The sequence below is a fragment of the Streptomyces sp. BK340 genome, assembly GCF_007827595.1.
In the GTDB taxonomy this organism is placed as follows: domain Bacteria; phylum Actinomycetota; class Actinomycetes; order Streptomycetales; family Streptomycetaceae; genus Streptomyces.
In genome coordinates this window covers 81,341-102,326 of record NZ_VISR01000004.1, presented here as the reverse complement: position 1 = coordinate 102,326, position 20,986 = coordinate 81,341, and the positions used below count along the sequence as shown (strand labels likewise).

20 protein-coding genes and 1 pseudogene are annotated in these 20,986 nt (G+C 69.5%); 16 read left to right on the top strand and 5 right to left on the bottom strand.

The features are described 5' to 3' along the window. Window positions 1–29: 29 nt before the first annotated feature. Window positions 30–569 (bottom strand): GNAT family N-acetyltransferase, encoded by a 540-nt coding sequence (locus FB157_RS09905; protein WP_186581434.1) that lies wholly within the window; start codon window positions 567–569, stop codon window positions 30–32. After that, window positions 566–1,849, bottom strand: coding sequence for an XRE family transcriptional regulator (locus FB157_RS09900; protein WP_186581433.1), 1,284 nt, complete (start codon window positions 1,847–1,849; stop codon window positions 566–568). Before FB157_RS09900 ends, FB157_RS09905 begins: the two co-directional genes overlap by 4 nt. 235 nt (window positions 1,850–2,084) lie before the next feature. Between FB157_RS09900 and FB157_RS09895 the strand changes: the two genes are divergently transcribed. The 13 genes and pseudogenes from FB157_RS09895 (at window position 2,085) to FB157_RS09835 (ending at window position 13,728) form a co-directional block, all read left to right on the top strand. Beyond that, the gene (locus FB157_RS09895; protein WP_145878075.1) at window positions 2,085–2,531 is read left to right on the top strand and encodes an ATP-binding protein; all 447 of its coding nucleotides are present in this window, start codon (window positions 2,085–2,087) and stop codon (window positions 2,529–2,531) included. A 218-nt stretch (window positions 2,532–2,749) separates the two neighbouring features. Next, window positions 2,750–3,766 carry a radical SAM protein gene (locus FB157_RS09890; protein WP_145878074.1) on the top strand — a complete coding sequence of 339 codons (1,017 nt, stop codon included), beginning with the start codon at window positions 2,750–2,752 and terminating at the stop codon, window positions 3,764–3,766. Continuing rightward, window positions 3,763–4,401, top strand: coding sequence for a thymidylate kinase (locus tag FB157_RS09885; protein ID WP_261386238.1), 639 nt, complete (start codon window positions 3,763–3,765; stop codon window positions 4,399–4,401). Before FB157_RS09890 ends, FB157_RS09885 begins: the two co-directional genes overlap by 4 nt. After that, window positions 4,394–4,891 (top strand): hypothetical protein, encoded by a 498-nt coding sequence (locus tag FB157_RS09880; RefSeq protein ID WP_145878072.1) that lies wholly within the window; start codon window positions 4,394–4,396, stop codon window positions 4,889–4,891. The genes FB157_RS09885 and FB157_RS09880 overlap by 8 nt, the downstream gene beginning before the upstream one ends. Further along, complete coding sequence (locus FB157_RS09875) at window positions 4,888–5,736, top strand: STM4013/SEN3800 family hydrolase (RefSeq protein ID WP_145878071.1); 849 nt, start codon at window positions 4,888–4,890, stop codon at window positions 5,734–5,736. The genes FB157_RS09880 and FB157_RS09875 overlap by 4 nt, the downstream gene beginning before the upstream one ends. Continuing rightward, on the top strand, window positions 5,702–6,154 hold the full coding sequence (locus FB157_RS09870) for an NUDIX hydrolase (protein ID WP_145878069.1): 453 nt from the start codon (window positions 5,702–5,704) through the stop codon (window positions 6,152–6,154). The genes FB157_RS09875 and FB157_RS09870 overlap by 35 nt, the downstream gene beginning before the upstream one ends. Window positions 6,155–6,204: 50 nt before the next feature. After that, window positions 6,205–6,513, top strand: a pseudogene (locus FB157_RS09865) (acyl-CoA dehydrogenase family protein); the annotation flags it as partial. A 139-nt stretch (window positions 6,514–6,652) separates the two neighbouring features. Next, on the top strand, window positions 6,653–7,699 hold the full coding sequence (locus tag FB157_RS09860; protein ID WP_145878067.1) for an ABC transporter substrate-binding protein: 1,047 nt from the start codon (window positions 6,653–6,655) through the stop codon (window positions 7,697–7,699). A gap of 45 nt (window positions 7,700–7,744) precedes the next feature. Then, entirely contained in the window at window positions 7,745–8,599 is an 855-nt protein-coding gene (locus tag FB157_RS09855) for a siderophore-interacting protein (protein WP_145878065.1), read from the top strand. A 114-nt stretch (window positions 8,600–8,713) separates the two neighbouring features. After that, the gene (desA, locus tag FB157_RS09850) at window positions 8,714–10,156 is read left to right on the top strand and encodes a lysine decarboxylase DesA (protein ID WP_145878063.1); all 1,443 of its coding nucleotides are present in this window, start codon (window positions 8,714–8,716) and stop codon (window positions 10,154–10,156) included. Then, on the top strand, window positions 10,140–11,426 hold the full coding sequence (locus FB157_RS09845) for a lysine N(6)-hydroxylase/L-ornithine N(5)-oxygenase family protein (RefSeq protein ID WP_145878062.1): 1,287 nt from the start codon (window positions 10,140–10,142) through the stop codon (window positions 11,424–11,426). The genes desA and FB157_RS09845 overlap by 17 nt, the downstream gene beginning before the upstream one ends. Beyond that, on the top strand, window positions 11,423–11,962 hold the full coding sequence (locus FB157_RS09840; protein WP_145878060.1) for a GNAT family N-acetyltransferase: 540 nt from the start codon (window positions 11,423–11,425) through the stop codon (window positions 11,960–11,962). The genes FB157_RS09845 and FB157_RS09840 overlap by 4 nt, the downstream gene beginning before the upstream one ends. Continuing rightward, window positions 11,959–13,728, top strand: coding sequence for an IucA/IucC family siderophore biosynthesis protein (locus FB157_RS09835; RefSeq protein WP_145878058.1), 1,770 nt, complete (start codon window positions 11,959–11,961; stop codon window positions 13,726–13,728). Before FB157_RS09840 ends, FB157_RS09835 begins: the two co-directional genes overlap by 4 nt. Before the next feature lie 84 nt (window positions 13,729–13,812). Here FB157_RS09835 and FB157_RS09830 read toward each other — a convergent pair whose 3' ends face one another. Next, complete coding sequence (locus FB157_RS09830) at window positions 13,813–15,414, bottom strand: beta-N-acetylhexosaminidase (RefSeq protein ID WP_145878056.1); 1,602 nt, start codon at window positions 15,412–15,414, stop codon at window positions 13,813–13,815. A 62-nt stretch (window positions 15,415–15,476) separates the two neighbouring features. Between FB157_RS09830 and FB157_RS09825 the strand changes: the two genes are divergently transcribed. After that, window positions 15,477–16,358: a DUF4429 domain-containing protein gene (locus FB157_RS09825; RefSeq protein WP_145878055.1), complete on the top strand. Its 882-nt coding sequence runs from the start codon at window positions 15,477–15,479 to the stop codon at window positions 16,356–16,358. A gap of 55 nt (window positions 16,359–16,413) precedes the next feature. On the opposite strand, the gene FB157_RS09820 is transcribed toward FB157_RS09825, so the two are convergent. After that, window positions 16,414–17,982, bottom strand: a complete 1,569-nt coding sequence (locus FB157_RS09820; protein ID WP_145878053.1) for a metallophosphoesterase family protein — start codon at window positions 17,980–17,982, stop codon at window positions 16,414–16,416. A 165-nt stretch (window positions 17,983–18,147) separates the two neighbouring features. Here FB157_RS09820 and FB157_RS09815 point away from each other — a divergent pair, with 165 nt between their 5' ends. Both FB157_RS09815 and glmS read left to right on the top strand, forming a co-directional pair. After that, entirely contained in the window at window positions 18,148–18,405 is a 258-nt protein-coding gene (locus tag FB157_RS09815) for a hypothetical protein (protein ID WP_145878051.1), read from the top strand. Window positions 18,406–18,443: 38 nt separating this feature from the next. Then, window positions 18,444–20,261, top strand: coding sequence for a glutamine--fructose-6-phosphate transaminase (isomerizing) (gene glmS, locus FB157_RS09810; RefSeq protein WP_145878049.1), 1,818 nt, complete (start codon window positions 18,444–18,446; stop codon window positions 20,259–20,261). 146 nt (window positions 20,262–20,407) lie between these two features. Here glmS and FB157_RS09805 read toward each other — a convergent pair whose 3' ends face one another. Continuing rightward, window positions 20,408–20,968 (bottom strand): GPR1/FUN34/YaaH family transporter, encoded by a 561-nt coding sequence (locus FB157_RS09805; RefSeq protein ID WP_145878047.1) that lies wholly within the window; start codon window positions 20,966–20,968, stop codon window positions 20,408–20,410. Window positions 20,969–20,986: the final 18 nt, after the last annotated feature.

Genomic DNA, 20,986 nt, shown 5'->3' with positions numbered 1-20,986 from the left:
GGGCGGGCCGCCTCGGCCGTGGGTGCTGGTCAGCGGGTGGCGCGGATCATCACCGTGAGGACCGGCGAGGCCGGTGACGGCTGGCTCTGTCCGATGTCCTCGTACCCCCACGACTGGTAGAGCGCATGGACCTTCCCGTCACCGGCCGCCTTGTTGACCATGAGCGTCACGTATGGCTCTTCGCGGGTGGCGAGAAGGGCGTCATGGATACGCCGCGCGGTCCCCGTGCCACGCCACGCGGGCCGTACGCCGATCTCCTTGAGGGCCACGGCCGGACGCTTGGTGTACTCATCCGCCGGCGCCGGGGTAGTGCGCTGCCAGTACCGGTCCCCGTGTTCGATGGTGTTGCCGTAGGCGTAGCCGATCGGATGCCCGGCCGCGTACGCGAGGACAGCCATGAACCCCGGTTCGGCGCCGTGCCGGTCCAGTCGCTCACCAAACGCGGTCACGGCGTAGTTCGGCAGGTGGAGAAGCGGAGCGCGCACATCTGCGTAGACGTCGATCAGGTCGCCGCGGGCGGCGTCGAGCGCGGTGAACGTGCGGAGTTCGATAGCGGGTGCCGAGGTCATGCGGTGGTCCTCCAGGCGGCGGCGTGCTCGGTCCAGGTCTGCACGGTGCGGCTACCGGGCGCGGTGGCGCGCAGTGCAGCCCCGAACTCCTGAAGCATGCGCGATACGCGGGCGTGTTGGGTAGCGGCGTCGACGGGGACCTTCATCGCGGTGGCCGTGGCGGCGTCGGCGTCACCTTGCGCGAGCTGGGCATGGGCGAGTCGAGTCGTGGCGATGGCGCGGGAGCGGACCATGTGCGGCCGCAGGGCGGCCAGGCAGCGGTGAGCGTGGAACTCGGCCGTCTGGTAGGCACCGAGCGACAGGTACGCCGACAGGGCCAAGGAGTCCAATTCTGCCTGGTCGTAGAACGCGAGCATCCACAGCGGCCGATAGGCGTGGGGATCGGCACGGAGCATGGCGTCTTGCGCCTGGTCGAACGCGCGGCGGGTTCCGGTGCGGTCCTGCGCCGCACCGCGGATGGCCGCCTGGCGGGCCATACCGAGGCTCGCGAACATGGGGTCTCGGCGCGCGATGTGCAGGTTACGGGCGACGTCGTTCGCGGCAAGGGCGTCGGCGGGACGGCCCATGTGCCGGTACATGGTTCCCGTGTGGCTCCAGATGCGGAACTTGATCGCCTGGTCGCCGGACATTTCGGCAAGGGCCTGCGCCTCGCGCATGTGTGCCTTGGCGTCGTCGTAGCGGCGACCGTCGATGGCTGCCCACATCGCTGAGGAGCGGAACGCAGCGGCGGCTGCGTACAGGTTGCTGCGTACGCGTTGGGTGGCGCTCCCGGCATTCTGGAGATTCAGCGCCTCATCAGCGAGCGCGGCGGCCCGTTGCTCGATGCCGAGTTGTCCGCCGTGGCGGTGGTCGCTGGCGATGATCTCAGCGAAGCGCTTCTGCAGGCGGTCGACGTCGCTCATGCCAATACGGCGGGGTGAGGCGGCACCGGGAGCGGCTGCTGCGGCCGCGGCAGCCGCGATGCCGCCGACGAGGGTACGGCGCTTCATGGTGTCGGTGACCTCCTGCGGTGGGGCTGGGGTCGACGGAGTCCGGCCCCGTGGCTCGAACCCTAAAGCGGTGGCGGGCAGACCGGTGACGTCCTCAAGGGCCCTTCGGGTGGCTGATTTGGGCCACTTGACCCGGCCAGCCTTCCAGTCCCGGACGGATGAGCCGTCCAATCCACCAGCACGCCCAGTAAGCCGCTCAAGGGCCATGTTCACGGTGTCAGCAAGACTGTTGGAGCTGTGTCCGTGCTCGTTCATCCACGCCTCAAGAACGGTATTGCGCGTGGTGTCCATGCACGCACCGTAGCCCGACGAACCCGATCCGTCAGGTAAATGGAACGTCAAATCGCCCTAGGGCGTTCCGCCGGATGGCCACGTGATGGCCCTAACCGCCCTGCCGCTAAGGGGAGTTGTCTAGCTATCTGCCGCCCGCCCCGCCTTGCGGGCTGCTGTTGACAGTCCGGACCGCCCCCGAAGACCTCCGAGAGGACGAGCCGGACGCCGAGACAACGACGAAGGCTTCCCCTCTATGACGAGTCTCAGTACGCCAGTTCAGGTTGCCCTCACCGGACACCCCGTCCACAGCCTGACCTTCCCATGCGAGCCGGAGACGGCCGGGCGTGGCCGCAAGCTTGTCCGTGATGCCCTCGGCGCCTGGCACTTCGACGACCTAACCGACCCCGCCGAGCTGATCATCTCGGAACTCGTCGCGAACGCCGCCAGGCACACCCCTTGCCACTCGATCCGCCTGCTTGTCGGGCGGCCAAGTGCGATACGGGTGCGCATCGGGGTGGTGGACCGTGCACCCTCGCGTCTGCCGGTACTCAGTCCCTCCGACGTCGGTGACGAGTCCGGCCGCGGCCTGGTCCTCATCGACACGCTCGCGGACCGCTGGGGCTACACGCTGCTTGGCAGTCACCCCAAACGCGGCCCTTGGGGCAAGGAGACGTGGGCCGAGCTGAAGGCGGCCCCTTGATCCTCGACGGCTTGGACGAGGCAGTGAAGCAGGCCACCCAGCGGCCGCGCCAGGGCACGTTGTCGGCGGCGCCCTCTCTGGAGCGGGTTGTGCCCGGCAGCCGGTTTCCAGCTCCGTCAGACCACCCCGGGGGACGCCCCGCCCTCGCGCAGACCCTCGCCCGGGGGGCGAGCCACCGCACTCAAGCAACCACGTACGCCCCACGAAAGGAGCAGGTCTTGACCGTTCCGCTCCCGAAAACCGACGTGGACTGGACCGCGCTGCGGAACTTCTCCGCACTGCGCGGACAGCTCAGGGTCTCGCTGACCCCCATCTGCAACCTGAAGTGCTGGTTCTGCCACAACGAGGGTGACGTCCCGCCGCCGTTCACTCACCTGCACCGGGACGCCAAGCCCCGCGCCCGCGAACTGACCGCCGACGACTACGTGAACGTCCTGCGTGAGCTGATCGGCGTCGGCCTGAAGCGGGTGTACTTCACCGGCGGCGAGCCACTGGCGTCGAAGTTGGCGCAACCGGTCCTAACCCAGCTCCCCGTCCACGGCCCGGATGTGTCCTACACGCTGATCACGAACGGCATGCTGGTGCGCACGCATCAGGACTGGCTCGCCACGACCGGCCTGGACAGGGTGAAGGTCTCCCTGCACTACTTCTCCGACGAGTCCTTCCGGGCCATCGCGCAGACCCGCTCCAGCGTCGCGACCGTCCTGGACGGCATCGAGGCCGCCCGCGAGATGTTCGAGCGGGTGGAGCTGAACACGCTCATCCAGCGCGAGAACGAGCACGAGCTGCGCGACATCCTCGTCTTCGCTCTCGGCCGCAGGCTGCCGGTGCAGTTCATTGAGCTTGTCGACACCGACTTCAACGCCGACCGGAAGTCCTCGGCCATCGGAGCCCGGGGCATCATCGACCACCTGCGCACCCTGACCGGCGAGGAGGCGGTAGAGGTCTCCGGCACGGGCCAGGGAAGGCGGATCTTCCGCATCGACGGCATCGAGATCGACGTCATCCAACGCGAGCTGGGCCGCCACCACGTCGGCCAGTGCGGCACCTGCCCGGTGAAGGCCAAATGCGTGGAGGGTTTCTGGGCCCTGCGCATGGACCACGCCGGCGGAATCCAGCCCTGCCTTCTGCGGGAGGACTTGCGCATGGACATCCGGCGGCTGCTGGGCGATCCGGAACAGATCCCCGCGGCCCTGGCCCGACATGTCGCCGCCTTCACCGAGGGCACCCTGTGAGCCCCCTGAACGCCCCGTACACGGCCGGGGCAGATGACGTGCGCCAGGGGCCGTTCGTGGTTCTGGAAGGCGCCTCAGGGATCGGGAAGTCCACGCTCAGCCGCCTGTTGGCCAAGCGGCTCGGAGGCACGGCGATCCACACCCTCGCCGATCCGCACACCGGTTGGTCCGACGTGATCAACCGGGAGCTTCGGCCGCTGCCGCAGTTCGCCTTCTACCTCTCCGGTCTCCTGCACGCCTCCGACGTCGTACGGCACGCCCTCAGCGTTGGGCCGGTGGTCGCGGACCGGTACGCCTCTTCGGTCGTGGCCTGCCACGCCGCCGTCTGCCGTGTCGGCCTGGACCAAGTGCGAGAGCTGATCACCCCATTCCGGTCCTACCTCGTGGCACCGGACGCCACCTTCTACCTGGTCAGCTCCGATCACACGTTGAAAGAGCGGATGGGCACCAAGACGGACGTGAAGCAGGACGACACCGACCTGTTCGACGTCCCCGGGCGCCTTGCCCGGCTGCGGCAGAACTTCCAGGCCGTCGCCGACGAGGACCCCACCGCAGTCGTGCTCCCCACCGATAGCCGCAGCCCCCGCGACCTGGCCGACACCATCATCAAGCACTTGGAGGACGGGCGTGCTTAACCCGATCGACGCCGACGCTGTCATTCGTGACGGCCGCATCTCCGGCGCGTTCCCGGGCGAGATCCACGAGGGCGTGGCCTGGTGGGTCGGCTCCTGCTTCGTCGTGCTCAGCCAGGCCGGGCAGATGGCCGTGGCCCACGACGGTCACCCCGCCACGGCCGAGTTCCACCAGAGGTTCTGCCTCGGGGCCGTCAACGCCCAGCACTTCGGCTGCCAGGTCTCCAGCCTGGGCACTGCCGACGAAGCCCAGCTCCTGCACGCCATGAAGGGACTCGGGGGCGTCCCCGGCACCTTGCTGACCACGGCCGACGGCGGCGGGCGGCAGACAGTCACGATCCGCCTCTACGACGCGGACGGCCAGCCGGTCGCCGAGGACACCGGTTTGGCCGGGCTGCGGGAGATGATCGCCTCCGACCGGATTCCCATCCCTGTGAATGACAAGGCCAAAGGCAGCATCACCGAACGCCACGACTTGGTGGAGGCCCTGTGATCAACGCAGCCGAAGTCATCCGAAGCGAGACCAGCATCCTGTTCGTCACCCTGGACTCCCTGCGTTACGACGTCGCCCGCGCGGCCCTGCACGCCGGTCAGACCCCGAACCTGGCGAAGATCCTGCCCGGCGGGGTGTGGGAGGAACGCCGTACCCCCGGCACCTTCACCCTCCCCGCGCACATCGCATTCTTCTCCGGCTTCCTGCCCAAGCTCCCCCAGCCCGTGCAGCCGCCGCGGCTGTGGGAGTGCCGCCCGCCCGCGTTCAAGACCGTCGACGCCGGCACGTTCGTCTTCGACGCGCCGAACCTTCTCATCGGCCTCGCCCAGCACGGCTACCGCACCGTGTGCATCGGCGGCGTGACCTACTTCTCTCGGGAGACCCCGCTCGGGTCGGTGCTGCCCGACATGTTCCACGAGGACCACTGGCGGCCCGAGTTCTGTTCCCCCGAGGTGGACTCCACGCGCCACCAGGTCGACCACGCCCTGATCGTCGCGAACGAGCACCGGGACCGACCGCTGTTCCTGTTCGTCAACGTCTCGGCCACTCATGTCCCCCACGGGCGATACGTGGGCCGCAGTGAGGACTCCTGGCAGTCGCAGGCTGCGGCCCTGGCGTACGCGGACGAACACCTCGGGCGGCTCATCCGGACACTGACCAGCGCACGACCGTGGCTGGTCGTCATGTGTGCCGACCACGGCGACGCCTTCGGCGAGGACGGCTACCACGGCCGTGGCATCGCCCACCCCACCGTGCTGAACGTGCCGTTCGCCGCCATGCTCACGGAACCCGCAGCTACGCTCGCGGAGCATGACCCACGCCCACGGCAGCGATTCGAAGCCTGACGCCTCCGTGATCGTCGCCCGCGACGATCACGGACAGATCGCCATCCTGACCGCAGACTTCCCCCGGCATGGGGGCGAGTATCTGTTCCTTCCCGGAGGCAAGGCGGAGTCCGGTGAGACGCCGGAAGAGTGCGCCCGCCGCGAACTCCTCGAAGAGGCCGGCATCACCGCCAAGTCCTGGCGGCACCTCGGCTCGTACGCCATGGCCCTCAGCTCCACCGCCAGGGTGCACCTCTTCGAGGCCACGCAACTCAGCTGCGGCCCCCAGCAGCTCATGCCTTGGGAGGCGGACTTCAAGCTCATGTGGTGGTCGATGGGAGACGCGCTCAAGGCCATCAGTGAGGGTCGCTTCCTCTTGCAGGGCGGCCCCCTGGCGCTGCTTCTCGCGAACAGGACGACCACCGAAGACCGGCCCTGAACCCCCGGGGCATTGGCGCCAGCCCTCGCGCACCCGCCGCTGAGCGTCACCTCATCCAGTTCAAGATCGCGGACATGGAGATGAAGGCCCACACGGCCCGCCTCGCCTGGCGCGACGCGGCCAGCCGCCTGGTGGCGGGCGAACCCTTCAAGAAGGAGGCGGCCCTGGCCAAGCTGTACTCCTCCACGGTCGCCGTGGACAACGCCCGCGAGGCCACCCAGGTCCACGGCGGCTACGGCTTCATGAACGAGTATCCGGTGGCCCGTATGTGGCGCGACTCCAAGATCCTGGAGATCGGCGAGGGCACCAGCGAGGTCCAGCGCATGCTGATCGCACGGGAGTTGGGGCTGGTGGGCTGAGTAGCTCCGGCGGCCCACAGGCCGCGCACGGTTTCGGGTGCGGGGCGCTCCGCCCGTTGGACATCGACTGAGGTTAGGCTAACCTACCTTCGAACTTGTCCGGCGGACTGCCCCGCCCCGTTCGAAAGCAGTCACACCCATGCCCCATGCCCGTGCCACCCACTTCACTCGCCGCGGACTGCTCGCCGCGGGCGGCGCCCTCGGACTCGGCACGGCGCTCGCCGCCTGCGGGGACGACAAGGGGAAAGACGCGGACTCCGGGAAGGCGGCCAAGAGCGGCAAGTCCGGCCCCTGGACCTTCAAGGACGACCGCGGCACGACCGTGAAGCTGGGCAAGGTCCCCGCGAACATCGTCGCGTTCACCGGTGTCGGCGCCGCGCTGTACGACTACGGCATCCAGGTCAAGGGCGTCTTCGGCCCGACGAAGACCGCCGCGGGCAAGGCCGATGTCCAGGCCGGCGACATGGACATCAGCAGGCTGACGGTCCTCGGCAACACCTGGGGCCAGTTCAACATCGAGAAGTACGCGGCCCTCGCGCCGGACGTGCTCCTCACGACGATGTTCGACGACGCCGGCACCCTCTGGTACGTCCCGGACGAGTCCAAGAAGAAGATCGCCCAGCTGGCGCCCAGCGTCGGCATCTCCGTCTACGACCGTCAGCTCACCCAGCCGCTGCAGCGCATGTGGGAGCTGGCCGAGTCGCTCGGCGCCGACATGAAGGCGGCCGCCGTCGCCGGCGCGAAGAAGCGGTTCGAGGATGCCGCCGCCCGGCTGCGCGCCGCGGCCAAGGCCAAGCCCGGCATCAAGGTGCTGGCCGGCTCCGCGAGCGACCAGCTCTTCTACGTCTCCGGCACCAACCTCTCCATCGACCTGGAGTGCTTCAAGGCCCTCGGCGTGAACTTCGTCGAGCCCCCGGAGAGCGCCAAGAAGCAGGGTGGCGGCTGGTACGAGTCGCTGAGCTGGGAGAACGTCGACAAGTACAAGGCCGACATCATCATGATGGACGACCGCTCCTCGGCGATCCAGCCGGCCGACATCACCAAGGCCACCTGGAAGAAGCTGCCCGCGGTGAAGGCGGGTCAGGTCATCGCACGCTCACCCGAGCCGATCCTGTCGTACGACAAGTGCGTACCGCTGCTGACGAGCCTGGCGGAGGCCTTGGAGAAGGCCAAGAAGGTCAGCTGAAACCCCCTCACATCCCTTCCTGAATCCCAGCCTCAGGAGCCCCCCATGACCACGGCCGTAGCCGCCCCGTTCCGCTTCTTCTCCCTTCAGGTCGCACGGACGAGGCGGCTGGGGCCGTCTCTGGTCCGGGTCACCTTCACCGGTGCCGATCTGCACGCCTTCCACTCCGACGGGCGTGACCAGTCCCTGTCGCTCTTCCTGCCGCACCCGGGGCAGGCCGAACCGGTCGTTCCGCTGGAGTTCGGGGACGGCTGGTGGCAGGGGTGGCGTGAACTGCCCGATGGCGTACGGGCGGTGATGCGCTCGTACACCCTCCGGTCCCTGCGCCGGAATCCCGACGAGATCGACATCGACTTCGTCCTGCACACCCCCGCCGGGCCCGCCTCCGGCTGGGCCTCCCGGGCCGCCGCCGGCGACCGGGTCCTGCTGCTCGGGCCGGCGCTCGCGGACAACCGGGCGATCCGGTTCCGGCCGCCGGCCGGCACCGATCTCGTCGTCCTCTGCGGCGACGAGACCGCCGTGCCCGCCGCCACCGCCGTCCTCGAGTCCCTCCCGGCGGGCACCCCCGCCCGCGCCTGGCTCGAGGTGCCGCACGCCGGTGACATCCAGGACGTGGCGACCGAGGCGGACGCGGAGATCACGTGGCTCGTACGGCACGAGGCCCCGCACCGCCCCAGGGACGCGGGCGGTGCCCCCGCCCCCACGGCCGTCGACGCCGTACGAGCCGCTCGACTGCCGTCCGCCGAGCGGCCGTACGCATGGATCGCCGGTGAGTCCGGGCGGGTGAAGGAGCTGCGCCGGCACTTCGTCGGCGAACGCGGGTTCGACCGGCGGCACGTCACCTTCGTCGGCTACTGGCGCCAGGGCATGACGGAGGAACAGCTCCGCGCCGCCGAGTAACTCCCTTTGAAGTGACGCCGGTCATGGCACAGCCACGCCTCGCCTCGTAGAACTTAGGTTAGGCTAACCTAAGTACATCGCCCCGCACGGACAGTCCCCTCGGAGGACCCCCACATGCGCTCGCACCTGCTCAATGGCCTCACCGCGGAGCACTACCGCCGCTCCGTGACCGAAGGAGTCGAGCGGGTGGCGGCCAAACTCGCCACCACCGAACGTCCGTTCACCGGCGTCACCGTGGACGCCCTCGCCCCCCGCATCGACGCGATCGACCTCGACCGGCCGCTGGGCGACTCCGCCGCGGTCCTGGACGAGCTGGAGGACCTCTACCTCCGGGACGCGATCTACTTCCACCACCCCCGCTACCTCGCCCATCTCAACTGCCCCGTCGTCATCCCGGCGGTGCTCGGCGAGACCGTGCTCTCCGCCGTCAACTCCTCCCTCGACACCTGGGACCAGTCCGTCGGCGGCACCCTGATCGAGCGGAAACTGATCGACTGGACGGCCGAGCGCATCGGCCTCGGCCCGGCCGCCGACGGCGTGTTCACCTCCGGCGGCACCCAGTCCAACCTCCAGGCGCTGCTGCTGGCGCGGGAGGAGGCGAAGAGCGGCTCCATCCCCGAACTGCGCATCTTCGCCTCCGAGGTCAGCCACTTCAGCGTGCAGAAGTCGGCGAAACTGCTCGGGCTCAGCCCGGAATCCGTGGTCAGCGTCCCGGTCGACCACGACAAGCGCATGCAGACCGTCGCCCTCGCCCGCGAGCTGGAGCGCTGCAGGAAGGGCGGCCTCGTCCCCATGGCCGTCGTCGCCACCGCGGGCACCACCGACTTCGGCTCCATCGACCCGCTGCCGGAGATCGCGGAGCTGTGCGCCCAGTTCGGGGCCTGGATGCACGTGGACGCGGCCTACGGCTGCGGTCTTCTCGCCTCGCTCAGGCACCGGGACCGCATCGACGGCATCGAGCGCGCCGACTCGGTCACCGTCGACTACCACAAGTCCTTCTTCCAGCCGGTGAGTTCCTCCGCGGTGCTGGTCCGGGACGCGGCGACCCTGCGCCATGCCACCTACCACGCCGAGTACCTGAACCCCCGCCGCATGGTGCAGGAGCGCATCCCCAACCAGGTCGACAAGTCACTGCAGACCACCCGCCGCTTCGACGCCCTCAAGCTGTGGATGACACTGCGGGTGATGGGCGCCGACGGCATCGGCGAGCTGTTCGACCAGGTGTGCGAGCTGGCCCAGGAGGGCTGGAAGCTGCTCGCCGCCGACCCCCGTTACGACGTCGTCGTGGAGCCCTCGCTCTCCACCCTCGTCTTCCGCTACATCCCGGCGGCCGTCACCGACCCGGCCGAGATCGACCGCGCCAACCTGTACGCCCGGGGGGCCCTGTTCGCCTCCGGCGACGCCGTGGTCGCGGGCACCAAGGCCGGCGGCCGTCACTACCTGAAGTTCACCCTGCTCAACCCCGAGACGACGACGGCCGACATCGCCGCCGTCCTCGACCTGATCGCCGGCCACGCCGAGCAGTACCTGGGAGAGTCCCTTGACCGCGCGTCCTGAAGCACCCACCAAGACCTACGACTTCGTGGGGGTCGGGCTCGGCCCCTTCAACCTCGGCCTCGCCTGCCTCACCGAGCCGATCGACGAACTGGACGGAGTCTTCCTGGACTCCAAGCCCGGCTTCGAGTGGCACGCGGGCATGTTCCTCGACGGTGCCCATCTGCAGACCCCGTTCATGTCGGACCTGGTCACCCTGGCCGACCCGACCTCGCCGTACTCCTTCCTCAACTATCTGAAGGAGAAGGGCAGGCTGTACCCGTTCTACATCCGCGAGAACTTCTATCCCCTGCGTGTCGAGTACGACGACTACTGCCGCTGGGCGGCGAACAGACTCGGCAACGTCCGCTTCGGCACCACGGTCACCGAGGTCACGTACGAGGACGAGCGGTACGTCGTCCGCACCCGGGGCGGCGAAACGTTTCACGCCCGGCACCTGGTGCTCGGCACGGGAACGGTCCCCTTCGTCCCGCAGCCCTGCCGCGATCTGGGCGGCGATCTGATCCACACCTCCGAGTACATGCACCGCAAGGCCGAGCTCCAGGCCAAGAGGTCCATCACCGTCGTCGGCAGCGGCCAGAGCGCGGCGGAGATCTACCACGAGCTGCTCTCCGAGATCGACGTCCACGGCTACGCCCTCAACTGGGTCACCCGCTCCCCGCGCTTCTTCCCCCTCGAATACACCAAGCTGACGCTGGAGATGACCTCTCCGGACTACATCGACTACTTCCGCGCGCTGCCCGAGGAGACCCGCTACCGGCTGGAGAAGCAGCAGAAGGGCCTGTTCAAGGGCATCAACTCGGACCTGATCGACTCGATCTTCGACCTGCTCTACCAGAAGAACGTCGAAAGCGGCGACCGCCCGGTCCCCACCCGTCTGCTCACCAACTCCTCCCTGCGCAGCGCCGCTCACGAGGACGGCTCCTACACGCTCGGCTTCCACCAGGACGAGCAGGACAAGGACTTCGAGATCCGCACCGAGGGCCTGGTGCTGGCCACCGGCTACCACTACGAGCCCCCGGCCTTCCTCGCCCCGCTGCGCGACCGTCTCCGCTTCGACGGCCACGGCCGCTTCGACGTCGCCCGCAACTACGCGATCGACGTGACGGGCCGCGGCGTCTTCCTCCAGAACGCCGGCGTCCACACCCACAGCATCACCAGCCCCGACCTGGGGATGGGCGCGTACCGGAACTCGTACATCATCCGTGAGCTGCTCGGCACGGAGTACTACCCGGTCGAGAAGACCGTCGCCTTCCAGGAGTTCGCGGCATGACCAGCCCGACCATGACCTTCACGTTCCGCCCCCTCGACCCCCTGAAGGACGCCGAGCTGCTGCACTCCTGGGTCACGCACCCCAAGGCGGCGTTCTGGATGATGCAGGACGCGAAACTGGTGGACGTCGAGCGGGCCTACATGGAGATCGCCGCCGACGAGCACCACCACGCCCTGCTCGGTCTGCGGGACGGCGTGCCCGCCTTCCTGACGGAGGTGTACGACCCCGCCCACCGCGAGCTGGCCGGCCTGTACGAGCCGCGGCCCGGCGATGTCGGCATGCACTTCCTCACGCCCCCGACCGACACGCCCGTGCACGGGTTCACCCGGTCCGTCATCACCGCGGTCATGGCCCACCTCTTCGAGGACCCGGAGGTGGAGCGGGTCGTCGTCGAGCCCGACGTCCGCAACAAGGCCGTGCACGCCCTGAACGAGGCGGTCGGGTTCGTGCCCGAGCGGGTGATACAGAAGCCGGAGAAGAAGGCGTTGCTTAGCTTCTGCACGCGGGAGCAGTTCACGAAGGCGGTGGCCGCATGAGCCTCGCCGACGCCGTGGCCCACCTGTCCCCGGAGCGCTGGGACACCGCCAACCGGCTGCTGGTGCGCAAGGCGCTCGCCGAGTTCGCGCATGAGCGGCTGATCACGCCGGAGCGGGACGGCGACCGGTACGTCGTACGCAGCGACGACGGGCTCACCGCCTACCGGTTCACGGCCACCCTGCGCGGCCTCGACCACTGGGCGGTCGACGCCGACTCGATCACCCGTCGTCGCGCCGGGGAGGAACTCCCGCTGGCCGCGCTGAACTTCTTCGTCGAGCTGCGACAGGCGCTGGGCCTGAGCGACGAGGTCCTGCCCGTCTACCTGGAGGAGATCTCCTCCACGCTCTCCGGCACCTGCTACAAGCTGACCAAGCCGAAGGTCACCTCCGCCGAGCTGGCGCGCAGCGGCTTCCAGGCGATCGAGACCGGGATGACCGAGGGCCACCCCTGCTTCGTCGCCAACAACGGGCGGCTCGGCTTCGGCATCCACGAGTACCTGTCGTACGCCCCGGAGACCGCGAGCCCCGTCCGGCTGGTGTGGCTGGCCGCGCACCGCTCGCGGGCCGCGTTCACGGCGGGGGCCGGGATCGAGTACGAGGACTTCTTCCGGCAGGAGCTGGGGGCGGCCACCGTCGGGCGGTTCCACGGCAGGCTCACGGAGCAGGGCCTCGACCCCGCCGACTACCTGCTCATACCCGTCCACCCCTGGCAGTGGTGGAACAAGCTCAGCGTCACCTTCGCCGCCGAGGTGGCCCGCCGGCACCTGGTGTGCCTGGGCGAGGGCGACGACGAGTACCTGGCCCAGCAGTCCATCCGGACCTTCTTCAACACCTCCGCCCCGCACAAGCACTATGTGAAGACGGCCCTGTCCGTCCTCAACATGGGCTTCATGCGCGGTCTTTCGGCGGCCTACATGGAGGCGACACCGGCGATCAACGACTGGCTGGCCCAGCTCGTCGAGAACGACGGCGTGCTGAAGTCGACCGGTCTCACGATCATCCGGGAGCGGGCGGCCGTCGGCTACCGGCATCTGGAGTACGAGCAGGCCACCGACCGCTACTCGCCGTACCGCAAGATGCTGGCCGCGCTGTGGCGGGAGAGCCCGGTGCCGTCGCTGCGGGAGGGCGAGTCCCTCGCGACCATGGCGTCCCTGCTGCACGTGGACCACGAGGGCGCCTCGTTCGCGGGCGCGCTGATCGAGCGGTCGGGCCTGGCGCCCGCCGAGTGGCTGCGGCAGTACCTGCGGGCCTACTTCACCCCGCTGCTGCACAGCTTCTACGCCTACGACCTGGCCTTCATGCCGCACGGCGAGAACGTGATCCTCGTGCTGAAGGACGGGGCCGTCGAGCGGGCGGTCTACAAGGACATCGCCGAGGAGGTCGTCGTCATGGACCCGGACGCGATCCTGCCGCCGGAGGTGCGGCGGATCCGCGTCGAGGTGCCCGAGGAGATGAAGCTGCTGTCGGTCTTCACCGACGTCTTCGACTGCTTCTTCCGGTTCCTCGCGGCGAACCTCGCCGCCGAGGGGATCCTGGAGGAGGACGGCTTCTGGCGCACGGTCGCGGAGGTCACCCGCGAGTACCAGGAGTCGACGCCGGAACTCGCCGACAGGTTCGCGCAGTACGACGTGTTCGCGCCCGAGTTCGCCCTGTCGTGCCTGAACCGGCTCCAGCTGCGCGACAACCGGCAGATGGTGGACCTCGCCGACCCGTCGGGCGCGCTCCAGCTGGTGGGGAACCTGCGGAACCCGATCGCCGGGTTCTGACGACCCGCGCACCGACGGGCACCCCGGAGTACGGTCCCCGGGGGTGCCCGTCGGCCTGCGCCCGGGTCTCGCCCGGGCCGCTGTTCAGCTCGCCGGCCAGGGCACCTGGGGCGACCTGTAGTACGTGATGCCGAGGGCGGTCCAGCGCGGGCCCTGGGCCGCGAGGCGTACCTTGTAGCGGTCCCAGTCATGGGTGGCCGCCGGGGACCAGCCCAGCTCGGCCGCTCCCGCCAGGCGCGGGAAGGCCATGTACTCGATGTCGGCGGACTTGGTGAGTGTCTCGGACCACAGCGGTGCCTCGACGCCCTTGATCGCCGAGGCGGGTGCTCCGGGGAGGTAGGCGCCCGGGTCCCAGTCGTAGGAGCGCTTCACCTCCACGTAGCCCGCCCACTTCGTGCCCGGCCTGGTGTTCCGGGTGTACTTCATGTCGAGGTAGACCCGGTCGGCCGGGGACAGGATCAGCCCGGTGCCGTTCTGGGCCGCCTTGGCCACCTGGGCCTTGTCGGCCGCGCTGGTGCCGTCCACGCCCCAGTACTGGGCGAGGGCGCCCGGAGCGGGGGTGGCGCCGGTCAGCTGGTGCCAGCCGATGACCGTCTTGCCGTACTTGGCGACGATCGGCTGCACACGGTTCATGAACTTCACGTAGTCGGCGTGGCTGGTGGAGTGCGCCTCGTCGCCGCCGATGTGCAGGTAGCGGCCGGGGGTGAGCGCGGCCAGCTCGCGGATGACGTCGTCCACGAAGGTGTACGTCACCTCCTTGGACACGCACAGCGAGCTGAAGCCGACGTCGGTGCCGGTGTACAGCGGGGGTGCGGTGCCGTTGCAGTTGAGCTGCGCGTAGGAGGCGAGGGCCGCGTTGGTGTGGCCGGGCATGTCGATCTCGGGGACGACCTCCAGGTAGCGGGAGCCGGCGTAGCGGACGATCTCCTGGTAGTCGGCCTTGGTGAAGTGGCCGCCGGGGCCGCCGCCGACCTGGGTCGAGCCGCCGTAGGCGGCCAGGCGCGGCCAGGAGTCGACGGCGATGCGCCAGCCCTGGTCGTCACTGAGGTGCAGATGCAGCGTGTTGATCTTGTAGAGGGCCATCTGGTCGATGTAGCGCTTGACCTGGGCGACCGTGAAGAAGTGCCGGGAGACGTCCAGCATGGCGCCGCGGTAGCCGTAGCGCGGGCGGTCCTCGATGGTGCCGCCGGCGATCCGCCAGGGGCCGGACTGGACGGTCTTCCTCTCGATCGAGGCCGGCAGCAGCTGACGCAGGGTCTGGACGCCGTGGAAGAGGCCGGCCGGGGTGCCGGCGGTGAGGGAGACACCGTGGGGTCCGCTGCTGAGGCGGTAGCCCTCGGCGCCGAACGGCCCGTCGGCCAGGCGGAGTCGGATGCCGCCGGCGCCCTGGCCGGTGAGCGGCAGCGGATAGCCGGTGGAGGGGCGCAGGATGCCGGCGAGGTAGGCGCCGATCCGGCGGACCTCGGCCGAGTCGTCGACGCGGAGCCGGGTGGCGCGGGTGATGCGGTACGGGGATCCGGCGGGCCTGACCGAGGCGGGCGCGGGGACCACCCGGTCCAGCGGGGTCGTCGCGGCGGCGCTCGGGAGGGGTCCCGCGCCGACGGTGAACACGCCTGCCGCCGCCAGAAGCAGCAGGGACCCGAGGATCCGGGGGAATCGGGGAGTCGTGCTGTGGTTCTGTCTCACATGCGCTCCCTTCACGAGTGGTAAAGACCACTCTCCCGCAGATCCGGTGAAACAATCCCCGCATGGCGGAAATCATCCAGAAGGACGGCACCTGGGCCTTCGACGGCGACGCGCTCAGGCTGACTCCGGGCCGGGACAGGAACATCGGCCTGTTGCGCGGGACGCTGGGTGAACTCGTCGTACCGCTGGGGGCGTTGGCGGGGGTCTCGTTCGAGCAGGGGAAGAAGTCCGGGCGGCTCAGGCTGCGGCTGCGCGACGGCGCCGACCCGCTGCTGCACGCCACCGGCGGCCGGCTCACCGAGCCGCACGACCCCTATCAGCTGACCGTGGAGTCCGACCGCTACGGCGTCGCCGAGTACTTCGCGGACGAGGTCCGCAACGCCCTGCTGCTGGACGGGGTTTCGCCGGGCCCGGTCGCCGAGTACCTGCTGCCGGGGCCGTCCGTGCCGCTGTCCGCCTCGGCCGGGGACGGCACGGCGGGCTTCGACGGCGAGCAGGTGCGGCTGGAGTGGAACTGGAAGACGGAGGACGCGAAGGCCGCCACCGGGCCCCGCACGATCCCGGTCGGCGAGATCACGGCCGTGGAGTGGCAGCCGGCGGCGGGGCTGGAGAACGGCCATCTGCGCTTCACCGTGCGCGGCGCGCCCGCCACCGCACCGCCGAAGTACGACCCCAACGCCGTCGAGCTGTGGGGCTTCAAGAGGGACCCGCTGATGGCCCTGGTCGCGGCCGCCGTGCAGGCCCGGCTGCCGCACCCGTCGGCGCCGCCCGCCGGGACGGACGCACACCCCGGGCCGCCGCGGCTCACCAAGGCGTCCCCCGCCGAGGACGACCACGACGCGCTGCTGCGGCGGCTGCGCGAGCTGGGCGAGCTGCACCGCTCGGGGGTGCTGACGGACGAGGAGTTCACCCTGGCCAAGCAGGCGGTCCTGCGGCGCATGTAGCGGACCGCCTGCTCCCCGGGACGTCACGCCCCGCCCTCCGGGCGTGGGTGTGGCCCTACTTGGCCCGGCGCGCCACCGTGAAGTGGTCGATCCGGTCACCGGTCTCGGCGATGCCCGAGACCTTCAGGGTGGTGTAGCGGCCCCTCGGGGCGGGGGTGACGTCCACGCGCAGGAAGGAGTAGTTCAGGTAGCGGACGCGCGACCAGGTGACGGTCTCGGGCTGCCGGGCGCCGTCCTTGAGGCAGATGAACGAGGACACGGAGTCGACCTCGTTCTCGTTGCCCTCGTAGGAGTCCGGGGCGGTGAAGGCGTACAGGCTGCGGCCCGCCGCACCGGCGGTGACGTAGACCACGCCCTCGGTCTCGGGGTAGGCGGTGCCGCCGATGGGCAGCTTCTTGGTGACCTCGCCGCCCTTGATGACGTCGGTGCGCTCGTACTGGTGGTTGTGGCCGTTGATGACCAGGTCCACCTGGTACTTGTCGAACAGCGGCACCCACTCCTGGCGCACGCCCCCCTCCGAGGCGTGCGCCTTGGACGTGCAGTACGCGCAGTGGTGGAAGAACACGATGACGAAGTCGATGTCGTCGCAGGCCCGGAACTTCTTCAGCTGGGCTTCGAACCACTTGGTCTGGGTTCCGCCGGAAATACCCAGGTTCGCCGGTATCTCGAAGGAGATGTCGTTGGGGTCCAGCGAGATGATCGCCGTGTTGCCGTAGACGAAGGAGTAGACGCCCGGGAGGTTCTCCGGGTCCGGACCGTTGTCCGGGAGCGTCCAGCGGGCCTCCTCGCCGCCGTAGCCGTTGGGCGAGTACCAGGCCTCCATGTCGTGGTTTCCGTAGGAGACCATCCACGGGATCTGCTTGGCGACCGACTCGGTCTGGTACAGGAACTGGTCCCAGGTGCGCGAGTCGAACCCGGTGTCGGTGGTCTTGCCCTGGCCGGCCGGGTCGCCGTAGGCGATGTCGCCGGCGTGCAGGTGGAAGGCCGGGTTCTGGCCGAGGATCAGGCTGTCGTTGGCCAGGGCGTGGTAGCTGACGCCCTGGTCGCCGAAGGCGGTGAAGGTGAACGGCTCGCTACGGGCCGGGGCGGTGGTGAAGGTGCCCAGGGTGCCCAGCAGGTGCCTCTCGGCCGGGTCGAAGCCGTCGTGTCCGACGCCGTAGTAGTACGTGCGGCCGGGGCGCAGGTGGGTGAGCTGGGCGTGCAGGTAGTACTGCGTGTGGTCGCCGCTCGCGCCGACACCGGCCGGGGTGTAGAGGCTGCGGACCTCGGCCTCGATCTTGCGGGAGAGGTCCCAGGGGTTGGCGCCGATACGGATGAAGGGGTTCTTGACGGCGACCGGGACCTGCCACGAGACGGTCATCTCGGAGCGCGGGTCGCCGCCGAAGGCGAGGTGGCGGCCGAAGGGGGCGACGAGGGCGCCGTCGACGTCCTCGGTGGCGGAGGCGGTGCGCTGGGTCGGCACGGCGGCCTGGGCGGTGCCGCCCTGGACGAACGCGCCACCCGTGACGGCGCCCAGCGTGACGGCACCGCCTCTGATCATGGTGCGCCGCGAGAATCTGCCGCGCAGGTACTCATGCTGCTCGGCCATGCTCATGCGCTCGGCCAGCTTCTCGGGTACTCCCATACGTGGAATGTCCATGACGTCTGAAACTCGTGGGTCCGGGCGACGCGGCACAAGACGCAGGATGGACAGCTTGCGAACAGAGCCCCATAAGAGTTTCAACAGGCCCTTGCCCGGAATCGGGCACGATTCTTGCGAATCTCGCGCCGGTGCCCCAGGATCTACCGGGTGCACGAGGAACTTGTCGATCACCTGACGCGGTCCACGCCCCTGAACCGGGGCGAGGCGCTGCGGGTGATACAGGACGTGCTCGCCTACTTCGACGAGACGACGCAGGACTACGTCCGTCGCCGCCACCGAGAACTGCAGGTCCAGGGCCTGCAGAACACGGAGATCTTCGAACGGATCGAGGCGGACCTGAAATACCGGGCGGTCGCACCGCCGGAGCTGACGCTCCGGCAGCTGCGCCGCATGGTCTACGGCTGAGAACCAGCCAGGAACCACGGACTGAGGAATACCTATATATGTGCGGAATCGTCGGATACATCGGCAAGCGTGACGTGGCGCCCCTGCTCCTGGAGGGCCTGCAGCGCCTGGAGTACCGCGGCTACGACTCTGCGGGCATCGTCGTCACCTCCCCGAAGACGGCCGGCCTGAAGATGGTCAAGGCCAAGGGCCGGGTGCGCGACCTGGAGGCCAAGGTCCCCGCGCGCTTCAAGGGCACCACCGGCATCGCCCACACCCGATGGGCCACCCACGGCGCCCCCTCCGACGTGAACGCCCACCCGCACATGTCGGCCGACCAGAAGGTCGCCGTCGTGCACAACGGCATCATCGACAACGCCTCCGACCTGCGCCGCAAGCTGGAGGCGGACGGTGTCGAGTTCCTCTCCGAGACCGACACCGAGGTGCTCGTCCACCTGATCGCCCGCTCGCAGGCCGAGAAGCTGGAGGACAAGGTCCGCGAGACCCTCCGGGTCGTCGAGGGCACCTACGGCATCGCGGTCATGCACGCCGACTTCTCCGACCGCATCGTGGTGGCCCGCAACGGCTCCCCGGTCGTCCTCGGCATCGGCGAGAAGGAGATGTTCGTCGCATCGGACATCGCCGCCCTGGTCGCCCACACCCGGCAGATAGTGACGCTGGACGACGGCGAGATGGCCACCCTCAAGGCCGACGACTTCCGCACCTACACCACCGAGGGCACCCGTACGACGGCCGAGCCGACCACCGTGGAGTGGGAGGCGGCCTCCTACGACATGGGCGGCCACGACACGTACATGCACAAGGAGATCCACGAGCAGGCCGAGGCCGTGGACCGCGTGCTGCGCGGCCGCATCGACGACCGCTTCTCCACCGTGCACCTCGGCGGCCTGAACCTGGACGCCCGCGAGGCGCGCAAGATCCGCCGCGTGAAGATCCTCGGCTGCGGCACCTCGTACCACGCGGGCATGATCGGCGCCCAGATGATCGAGGAGCTGGCCCGCATCCCCGCCGACGCCGAGCCGGCCTCCGAGTTCCGCTACCGCAACGCGGTCGTGGACCCCGACACCCTCTACGTCGCGGTCTCCCAGTCCGGTGAGACGTACGACGTCCTCGCCGCCGTGCAGGAGCTGAAGCGCAAGGGCGCCCGCGTGCTGGGCGTGGTCAACGTGGTCGGCTCCGCGATCGCCCGCGAGGCCGACGGCGGCATCTACGTGCACGCCGGCCCCGAGGTCTGCGTGGTCTCCACGAAGTGCTTCACCAACACCACGGTCGCCTTCGCCCTGCTCGCCCTGCACCTCGGCCGCACCCGTGACCTCTCGGTCCGCGACGGCAAGCGGATCATCGAGGGCCTGCGCAGGCTGCCGGGCCAGATCGCCGAGATCCTCGAGCAGGAGGACGAGATCAGGAAGCTGGCGGAGCAGTACGCCGACGCCCGCTCGATGCTCTTCATCGGCCGCGTCCGGGGCTACCCGGTGGCCCGCGAGGCCTCCCTGAAGCTCAAGGAGGTCTCCTACATCCACGCCGAGGCCTACCCCGCCTCCGAGCTGAAGCACGGCCCGCTGGCCCTCATCGAGCCCGCCCTGCCCACGGTGGCGATCGTCCCGGACGACGATCTGCTGGAGAAGAACCGCGCGGCCCTGGAGGAGATCAAGGCCCGCAGCGGCAAGATCCTCGCGGTCGCCCACCGGAACCAGGAGAAGGCCGACGAGACGATCGTCGTCCCGAAGAACGAGGACGAGCTGGACCCGATCCTCATGGGCATCCCGCTCCAGCTGCTGTCGTACCACACGGCAAAGGTCCTGGGCCGCGACATCGACAAGCCGCGGAACCTCGCGAAGTCGGTGACAGTGGAGTAACCCCCTAGGGGCGCGGGGCTGTATCGACATGCGGCTCCGCCGCGTGGGCGCGATCAGCCCCCACGCACCCGCACAGGCGCGACGAACAGAACGGACCCCCACGTGTGCCACCAGTCACGTGGGGGTCCGCTCCGTGCCGCTGCGGATCAGCCGGTGGCCGTCACCCCCCGGCGGGCGGCACGTCCGGGAAGCGCCGTCGGCCAGTGGGCCAGCGCCGCCGTCGCCGCGTACCAGGCGACGGCGCCGGAGACCGCGGCCACCCAGCCGCCGACCTTCACGAGGGAGGAACTGTCGGCGAAGGCCGCGACGGCGAGCACCAGCATCGCCAGGAACAGCAGCCCGTGCACGACCTGGCCCAGGGTGTCCCCGCCCGCGAGGGTGAGGGTGAGCGCCACGAGGGCGAACAGCAGCAGGAAGAGGCCGGCCGCGTCGGCCGACATCTGACCCGCGACGGCCCAGGTGAACCAGAGCGCGCCGAGGGCGACGAAACCGGTGCCTGATCCACTGTCACCGGTACGGAAGGCCAGGAGTCCGACGAGGAAGAGGGCGACGCCGCCCACGTAATGAGCCAGTGACACGGCGTCGGATGCCCCTACGCCGTCGATCACGCCGGTGGTGCCGAGGCCGAACGCCAACAGGGTGACACCCAGGGCGAGTCGGCCGACCACGGCGGTGTTTCCGCTTCCCGCGGAGACGTCGTTGTCCACAGCGGGCTCCCTTCATAC

Bases quoted from the DNA above. Each gene is read 5' to 3' on its own strand.
- FB157_RS09820 (WP_145878053.1), bottom strand. From the start codon at position 17,982: ATGGGAGTACCCGAGAAGCTGGCCGAGCGCATGAGCATGGCCGAGCAG.
- FB157_RS09835 (WP_145878058.1), top strand. From the start codon at position 11,959: ATGAGCCTCGCCGACGCCGTGGCCCACCTGTCCCCGGAGCGCTGGGAC.
- FB157_RS09870 (WP_145878069.1), top strand. From the start codon at position 5,702: ATGACCCACGCCCACGGCAGCGATTCGAAGCCTGACGCCTCCGTGATC.
- FB157_RS09860 (WP_145878067.1), top strand. From the start codon at position 6,653: ATGCCCCATGCCCGTGCCACCCACTTCACTCGCCGCGGACTGCTCGCC.
- glmS (WP_145878049.1), top strand. From the start codon at position 18,444: ATGTGCGGAATCGTCGGATACATCGGCAAGCGTGACGTGGCGCCCCTG.
- FB157_RS09905 (WP_186581434.1), bottom strand. From the start codon at position 569: ATGACCTCGGCACCCGCTATCGAACTCCGCACGTTCACCGCGCTCGAC.
- FB157_RS09825 (WP_145878055.1), top strand. From the start codon at position 15,477: ATGGCGGAAATCATCCAGAAGGACGGCACCTGGGCCTTCGACGGCGAC.
- FB157_RS09840 (WP_145878060.1), top strand. From the start codon at position 11,423: ATGACCAGCCCGACCATGACCTTCACGTTCCGCCCCCTCGACCCCCTG.
- FB157_RS09895 (WP_145878075.1), top strand. From the start codon at position 2,085: ATGACGAGTCTCAGTACGCCAGTTCAGGTTGCCCTCACCGGACACCCC.
- FB157_RS09900 (WP_186581433.1), bottom strand. From the start codon at position 1,849: ATGGACACCACGCGCAATACCGTTCTTGAGGCGTGGATGAACGAGCAC.
- FB157_RS09855 (WP_145878065.1), top strand. From the start codon at position 7,745: ATGACCACGGCCGTAGCCGCCCCGTTCCGCTTCTTCTCCCTTCAGGTC.
- desA (WP_145878063.1), top strand. From the start codon at position 8,714: ATGCGCTCGCACCTGCTCAATGGCCTCACCGCGGAGCACTACCGCCGC.